The 7,365-nt window shown below is 73.1% G+C and carries 4 protein-coding genes and 1 pseudogene; 4 read left to right on the top strand and 1 reads right to left on the bottom strand.

Annotated elements, in window-relative coordinates:
- Positions 1 to 56: 56 nt before the first annotated feature.
- Positions 57 to 1,724, bottom strand: a complete 1,668-nt coding sequence (locus ABT336_RS26200; protein WP_350900082.1) for an ABC transporter substrate-binding protein — start codon at positions 1,722 to 1,724, stop codon at positions 57 to 59.
- A gap of 230 nt (positions 1,725 to 1,954) precedes the next feature.
- Here ABT336_RS26200 and ABT336_RS26195 point away from each other — a divergent pair, with 230 nt between their 5' ends.
- The 4 genes and pseudogenes from ABT336_RS26195 to ABT336_RS26180 form a co-directional block, all read left to right on the top strand.
- Positions 1,955 to 3,175, top strand: a complete 1,221-nt coding sequence (locus tag ABT336_RS26195; RefSeq protein ID WP_350900080.1) for an ROK family transcriptional regulator — start codon at positions 1,955 to 1,957, stop codon at positions 3,173 to 3,175.
- A 240-nt stretch (positions 3,176 to 3,415) separates the two neighbouring features.
- Positions 3,416 to 5,899 carry a glycoside hydrolase family 3 C-terminal domain-containing protein gene (locus tag ABT336_RS26190; RefSeq protein WP_350900078.1) on the top strand — a complete coding sequence of 828 codons (2,484 nt, stop codon included), beginning with the start codon at positions 3,416 to 3,418 and terminating at the stop codon, positions 5,897 to 5,899.
- Positions 5,896 to 6,921 carry a LacI family DNA-binding transcriptional regulator gene (locus ABT336_RS26185; RefSeq protein ID WP_350900076.1) on the top strand — a complete coding sequence of 342 codons (1,026 nt, stop codon included), beginning with the start codon at positions 5,896 to 5,898 and terminating at the stop codon, positions 6,919 to 6,921. Before ABT336_RS26190 ends, ABT336_RS26185 begins: the two co-directional genes overlap by 4 nt.
- 53 nt (positions 6,922 to 6,974) lie before the next feature.
- A pseudogene (locus ABT336_RS26180) lies at positions 6,975 to 7,365 on the top strand (hypothetical protein); the annotation flags it as partial.

Below are 7,365 nucleotides of genomic sequence, written 5' to 3'. Positions count from 1 at the left end.
GTCCCCGACCGGTCGACGTCGGCCGGTCGGGGACGGCGCGGGCGCCTGGGTGGGACTCATCGGCCGTTGTCGGACAGGGCCTTCTCGTGGAAGGCCCGCCCCTCTTCGCCGCCGCCGGAGAGGAACTCCCGTCGCACCTGCTCCATGTCGGACAGCGGGCGTCGGCCGCGCAGGATGTCGCGGATCTTGTCGTCGGTGGGTTGGAGCTGCTTGGACCAGTTGGCCGGGAGTTCCAGTTTGATCCCGGCGAACAGGTCGGTCTCCCGACGGTCGAGGAACTTCTTGTGGTAGTCGATGTACTCCTGGACGTAGTTGGGGGCGTCGCCGCTGCGGACCTTGATGGGTGCCCGGCCGCCGAGGCTGTTGAACTGCCCGGCGAACTCCTTGCGGAACTGGTCGGTGGGGACGGGGCTGCCGTCGGGGGCCCGGGTGAAGTGCTTGCCCTCCTGGCCGTACTCGCGCAGTTCGTACTCGCGGCTGCCGAAGGGGGCGGCGCACCAGTTCATCACCCGCAGCAGTTCCTCCACCCGCTCCTTGGCGAGGTCCTTCCTGACGAAGGTGTAGAAGACCGGCTTGTCGCTGCCCCACAGCAGCGGGTCCCTGCCGCCGACGCCGAAGACCGGCAGGGGCTGCATGTCGAAGCCGGGGGTGACCCTGCTCTGTTCGCCCTGCATGCCCGCCCAGGCGCCGGGGCCGTCCTGGAACATGAGGATCCTGCCGCCGTTGAACAGTTGCTTCTCGTCGGCGCCCTTGCTGGCCACGGTGTCGGGGTGCACGAGGCCCTCGGCGAACAGTCGGGCGGTGAACTCCAGGGCGGCGGTGAACTCGGCGGTCTCGTACTTGTGCTCCAGTCCACCGTCGGGCTTCCTACGCCAGATCTGGTGGCAGCCGTGGAACTGCTGCACCATGTCGAAGACGGAGCCGAAGGCCCACACGCCCCGGTCGGCGTTGGTGGCCTTCTTCCCGAACTCGTACAGCTCGTCGATGGTGGTGGGGGTGGCGAGGCCGCTCTTGGCGACGAGGTCCCGGCGGTGGTACAGCATCCAGGCGAACGCTCCGTCGGTGGGGAACGGGGCGGCGTAGAGGCGTCCACCCCACACGCAGTACTCCCAGGATCCGGTGGGCAGCGCCGCCAGGTACGGGTAGGCCGCCGCCTTGTCGCCCTGGAGGTAGTCGGTGAGGTCGGTGAACAGGGCCTTGGTGGCGTCGGAGAACCGGGCGATCTTGTCGACCTCCCAGTTGGGGATGCAGAGCAGGTCGGGCACGTCGCGGGCGCCGAGCATGGCGCTGACCTTGTCGGCGTAGGTGTTGCCGTCCTGCACGCTGACGACGACCTCGACGCCGAGTTTCGCGTTGATCGCCTGGACGTACTCGTTGCGGTCGTTGCCGGGTGGGGTCGGCCCCCACCAGGGGCTGATGGCCCGGATCTGCTGTCCGCTGCGTCCCGGTTGCTCGGTGACGGCGTCGACGAGGTTCGTCGGGTACTTCAGGTAGCCGCTGGGGATCGGTCCCTCGCCGGGGATGTCCGGCTGGAGCAGGTCGGCGGCCCGGTACGCGGGCAGCACGGCCTTGATCGCGTCGGCCTGGGTGGCGGTGCCCTGACTGCCGACCTCCTTGCTGCAACCGGCCAGGGTGGCGCCACCCATGGTCGCGGCGGCACCGAGTCCGAACAGGCGCAGCACGGTACGGCGGTCGGCGGATGCGGCCGAGGGGGACGGCGTCACGGCGCACTCCCTTCATCTCGTCGAGACGGGTTTGCGGAGCAGGTTCGTCCGGCTAGGATTAGTTGGTGTTCTAGCCGAACAAACTAATCGACGGTGATTCGACCCACAAGGGAGCGGCGCCGGGCGTGCGCCGCCGGCGATCCGGCCCGACACGCCTCGATGCGCGATGATGACCGCGCGGCACCCGACCGGGAGATCGCGCACCACCGGTGCAGGGAGCGGGCCAGACAGTGATCAGCGTCCACAACGAACCGCAGCCGACCGACCTCGGCGACGTCCGCGTGGCCAACCGGGCCGTCGTGCTGCGCCACGTCCGGGTGCACGCCCCGTGCTCACGCGCCGACATCGCCGCCCGGACCGGCCTCAACAAGGCCACCGTCTCCAGCCTGGTCGGCGAACTGATCGACAGTCGACTGGTCCGCGAGACCGGGCTCACCGAGAACCGCATCGGCCGGCCCGCCACGATGCTGGTCCTCGACGGCGAGCCGTACGCCGCACTGGGCTTGGCCCTGGCCGCCGACGAACTGGTCCTGGTCGCCGCCGACCTGGCCGGGAACCGGCTGTTGACCTGGCGACGTGCCCTGCCGGTCGCCGTCTCCTCCCCCACCGACACCGTCCGGGCGGTGGCCGACCTGGCCCGCCGGGCGGCCACCCGGATCACCGGCGGTGGACGCACCGTGCTGGGGTTGACAGTGGGTGTCCCCGGTCTGGTCGACGCCACCGGTGCGGTGCCCCTCGCCGCCGCCCTGGGCTGGCACGACGTGCCCCTCGCCGCCGACCTGCGCGCCGCCCTGCAGGACCCGCCGCACACCGTCACCGTGGACAACGACGCCAACCTCGCCGCCCTGGCCGAGTACCGCCACGGCGGTCACGCCGGCGTCCCGGACCTGGTCCACCTCACCGGCGGCATCGGCGTCGGTGTCGGGGTGATCTCCGCCGGGCGGGTGCTGCGCGGCGGCCGGGGCCTCGCCGGGGAGATCGGGCACCTCAGCCTCGACCCGAGCGGCCCGAGGTGCACCTGCGGGCGCGGCGGATGCGTGGAGGCGCTGCTCGGACTCGCGGCGGTGGTCCGCCGCCTGCTCCCCGACACCGCAGACGACGGCCCAGTCACCGACTACCTGCCGGAGGTGGACCGGATCCGCGCCCTGGCCCGCGGCGGTGACCCGCAGACCCTTGCCGAACTGGCCGGCATCGGCAGGCACCTCGGCCACACGGCGTCCGTGCTGGTCAACCTGCTCAACCCGGAGGCCGTGACGGTGGGCGGACACTTCGTGCCGTTGGCGCCGTGGCTGCTGCCCGCCGCCCGCACCGAACTGGCCGCCCGGGTGCTCGCCCCGCAGGCCGGCGGCGCCCGCCTGGACGCCTCCACCCTCGGGGCCACCGCGACCGCCCTGGGTGGAGCGGTCGCCGCCCTCGCCACCATCGAAAGTGGTCGACTTCCCGCGCGGTGACGACGTGGGTTCCCCGCCAGATCCTGCACCCGCGACCCTTGACCGCATCGACAGGTGGTGCCACTGTCAAACGGCCGCCCCACGTCCGGGCAACGGGGGCGGCTCGTTCTTCCGGGCCGTCGAAGCGCTTCACCGCATCAGTCGACGCCCCACCCCCACCACCGCGATGCCGCACGCCGCGACGTTCGTCGAAGCGCTTCGACCTGGTCGCCGGACGGCGAGCACGGAAGGTACGCCACGATGACCGACCGCACCGACCCGGCGACCGGCCCCCGCGTCGACGACCTGATGGACCGGCTGACCCTGCCCGAGAAGATCGGACTGCTGCACCAGTGCCAGGCACCGGTGCCCCGCCTCGGCCTGACCGCCTTCCGGACCGGCACCGAGGCCCTGCACGGGGTGGCCTGGCTCGGCGAGGCCACCGTCTTCCCTCAGGCCGTCGGCCTGGCCAGCACCTGGAACCCGGAGCTGATCCGGTCGGTGGGCGCTGCCGTCGGCGACGAGGTCCGCGCCAAACACCAGGCCGACCCCGACGGCGTCGGACTCAACGTGTGGGCCCCGGTGGTCAACCCGCTGCGCGACCCCCGGTGGGGCCGCAACGAGGAGGGCTGGTCGGAGGACCCGTGGCTGACCGGCCTGCTCGCCACCGCCTACGCCCGGGGACTGCGCGGCGACCACCCGTGGCGGCTGCGCACCGCCCCCACCCTGAAACACTTCCTCGGCTACAACAACGAGACCGACCGGGACCGCACCAGCAGCGACCTGCCACCCCGGGTGCTGCACGAGTACGAACTCCCCGCCTTCCGCGCCCCCCTGGCCGCCGGGGCGGCGGTCGCGGTGATGGCCTCCTACAACCTGGTCAACGGCGTACCGGCGCACCTGAGCCCCCTGATCGCCGACGAACTGCGCCGCACCGACGACGACGTCGTGGTGGTCGGCGACGCCGGGGCGGTCACCAACATCGCCGGATCCCAGCAGTACCTGCCCGACCACGTCACCGGGTTCGCCGCCGCGCTGCGCGCCGGCGTCGACAGCTTCACCGAGGACGGCACCGACACGACCCCCACCACCCGACGACTGACCGAGGCGCTGCGCCTCGGCCTGATCACCGAGGCCGACGTCGACCGGGCGGTACGCCGACTGCTCCTCCTACGCGCCCGCGTCGGCGACCTGGACCCACCCGGCGACGACCCGTTCGCCGACGTGCCCACCGACGTGGTCGACTGCCCCGCCCACCGCGACCTCGCCCGGGAGGCCGTCAAGGCGTCGGTGGTGCTGCTGCACAACGACGGGCTGCTCCCCCTCGACGTCGACGCCGCACCCCGGGTGGCCGTCCTCGGCCCCCTGGCCGACGCCGTCCACCAGGACTGGTACAGCGGCACCCCGCCGTACGCGGTGACCCTCGTCGAGGGCCTGTCCCGGCGGCTGCCGTCGGTGACCACCCACCCCGGCACCGACCGGGTCGCCCTGCGCGTCGACGACAGGTACGTGACCTGCCCCGCCGACCCCGACGGCGGCCCCCTCACCCTCACCTACGACACCGACGACACCGGGTTCGACGTCGTCGACTGGGGTGGCGGGGCGGTGGCCCTGCGGGCTGTCGGCAACGGCCGGCACGTCGGCGCCGACGACGACGGCACCCTGGTCAACGACCGGCCCGGCCCCGGCGGATGGGTGGTCCGCGAAACGTTCCGGTTCCACCACCGCATCGACGGCACCGTCGTCCTGCACCACCTGGCCACCGGCCGGTACGTCGCCGTCGACACCACCGGACGACTCCGGGTCGACGCCACCGGCCCGGACACCGCGACCCCCTTCACCATCGACCTCCTCGTCGACGGGGCCGCCGAAGCCGCCGCCCTCGCCGCCGCCGCCGACGTCGCGGTCGTGGTCCTGGGCAACCACCCCATGGTCAACGGCCGGGAGACCGAGGACCGCGACGACCTGGCCCTGCCCGCCGCCCAGGAGACCCTCCTGCGGACGGTCCGGGCGGCGAACCCGCACACCGTGCTCGTGGTCACCAGCAGCTACCCGTACGCGCTGGGCTGGGCGCGGCGACACGTACCGGCGGCGGTGTGGTCGGCCCACGGCGGCCAGGAACACGGCGCGGGCCTCGCCGCGGTGCTGCTCGGCGACGCCGACCCGGGCGGCCGGTTGACCCAGACCTGGTACGCCGACACGGCGGACCTACCCGACCTCCTGGACTACGACATCATCGGTTCGGACGCCACCTACCTCTACCACCGAGGTGATCCGCTGTACCCGTTCGGCCACGGGCTCAGCTACACCACCTTCGACTACGCTGATCTTCGACTCAGCGCGGCGACGATGGCCGCGGGTGAGGAGGTGGTGGTGAACGTCGAGGTCACCAACAGTGGCGTCCGAACGGGCGAGGACGTCGTGCAGCTCTACACCCGGCAGCGCCGCTCCCGGGTCAAGCAGCCGCTACGGCAGCTACGCGACTACGCCCGCGTCCGCCTGGCTCCCGGACAGACCCGGGTCGTCCGGCTCCGGCTGCGCGCCGCCGACCTGGCCCACTACGACCAGACCCGGCAGACGATGGTGGTGGAGGCCGCCACCCACAGCGTCCTCGTCGGCCGGTCGGCACACGACGTACGCCTCGTCGGCACCGTCCGGGTCCACGACGGCGACACCGCCGACACGACGTCGGTGCCCGCCGACACCGTGGACCGGCAGCCCTCCGGCGCCGGAGGGCGCCGATGAAGTCACCCGACCAGATCACCATCGCCGACGTGGCCCGCCACGCCGGGGTCGCCGGCAGCACCGTCTCGTACGTCCTCAGCGGCAAACGCGCCATCTCGGAGGTCACCCGCAACCGGGTCCTGGCCAGCGTCCGGACCCTCGGCTACCACCCCCACGCCGGGGCCCGCGCCCTGGCCAGCCGCCGCGCCAACGTCATCGCCCTGGTCCTGCCGCTGCGCGTCGGCATGCAGGTGCCGGTGGTGATGCAGTTCGCGATGGCAGTGGTGACCAGCGCCCGCAGCTTCGACCACGACGTGCTGCTGGTCACCTCCGACGAGGGGCCGGCCGGGCTGCGCCGCATCGCCGCCAGCGCCATGGTCGACGGCATCCTCCTGATGGACGTGGAACTCGACGACTCCCGGGTGCCGCTGCTGCGTGACCTCACCCGACCCAGCGTGCTGATCGGTTTCCCCGCCGACGCCACCGGACTGACCTGCGTGGACCTGGACTTCCACCGCGCCGGGCAGGTCTGCGTGGAGCACCTGGCGCAGCTCGGACACCGCAGGGTCGCCCTGCTCGGCGCACCACCGGCGGTCTACGACCGGGGCACCGGGTTCGCCCACCGCACCCGGGCCGGATTCACCGAGGCCGCCCACCGGCACGGGGTCACCACGGTGACCCGCCCTCTCCCGGAGGGCACCGCCGCGGTCCGCCAGGGCCTGCTCGACCTCCTCGACCGGCACCCCGACGTGACCGCGCTGGTGGTGCAGAACGAGGCGGCGGTCGGCCCGGTCCTGGCCACCCTGCCCACCCTCGGGCGGCGGGTGCCCCAGGACGTGTCGGTGGTGGCGATCTGCCCCGACCCGTTCGCCGAGCAGACCAGCCCCATGGTCACCTCGGTGCCGGTGCCCGCCGAGGAGGTGGCCCGGCAGGCGGTCGCCCTGCTGATGCGCAAACTCCGCGAGGACCCCGTACCGGATGCGACGTTGCTGTCCCCGCGCCTGACCGTCCGGGACAGCACCGCCGCACCACCCCCGCCCTGACCACCACCGCCGCCGACCCGCAGGATGCCGGGGCGGGGCTAGAATTCGCCCCGATGGACGCCCCAGACACCGCCGTCGAGACCCGCCCCTGCGCCCACTGTGGACGTGACGTGCCGCAGCGCACCGGAGCGGGCCGGCCGTTCCGCTACTGCCGCGACAACGACGGCGCCTGCCAACGGGACTCCCGCAACAACCGGATACGGCACCGCAACGCCCCCGGCCTGCCCGGCCAGGTGGCCCGCACCTGGGAGGCGGTGGACCGCCTCGACCAGATCGTGGCGACCCTCACCGAGACCCTGCACGCCGAGCTGTCCCCCGTCGGGGTGGAACGTCAACTCGCCCAGGTACGCGCCGAGGCCGCCGCCGCCGCCGCGCAGGCCCACACCGACCGCGACGAGGCCCGCCGCGCCGCCGAGGACGACCGGGCGGCGGCGACGCAGGCCC

It is taken from the genome of Micromonospora sp. NPDC000207, from assembly GCF_040300925.1.
Classification (GTDB): Bacteria; Actinomycetota; Actinomycetes; order Mycobacteriales; family Micromonosporaceae; genus Micromonospora.
The sequence above is the reverse complement of the archived record's forward strand: the minus strand, read 5'-3'. Positions and strand labels throughout refer to the sequence as shown.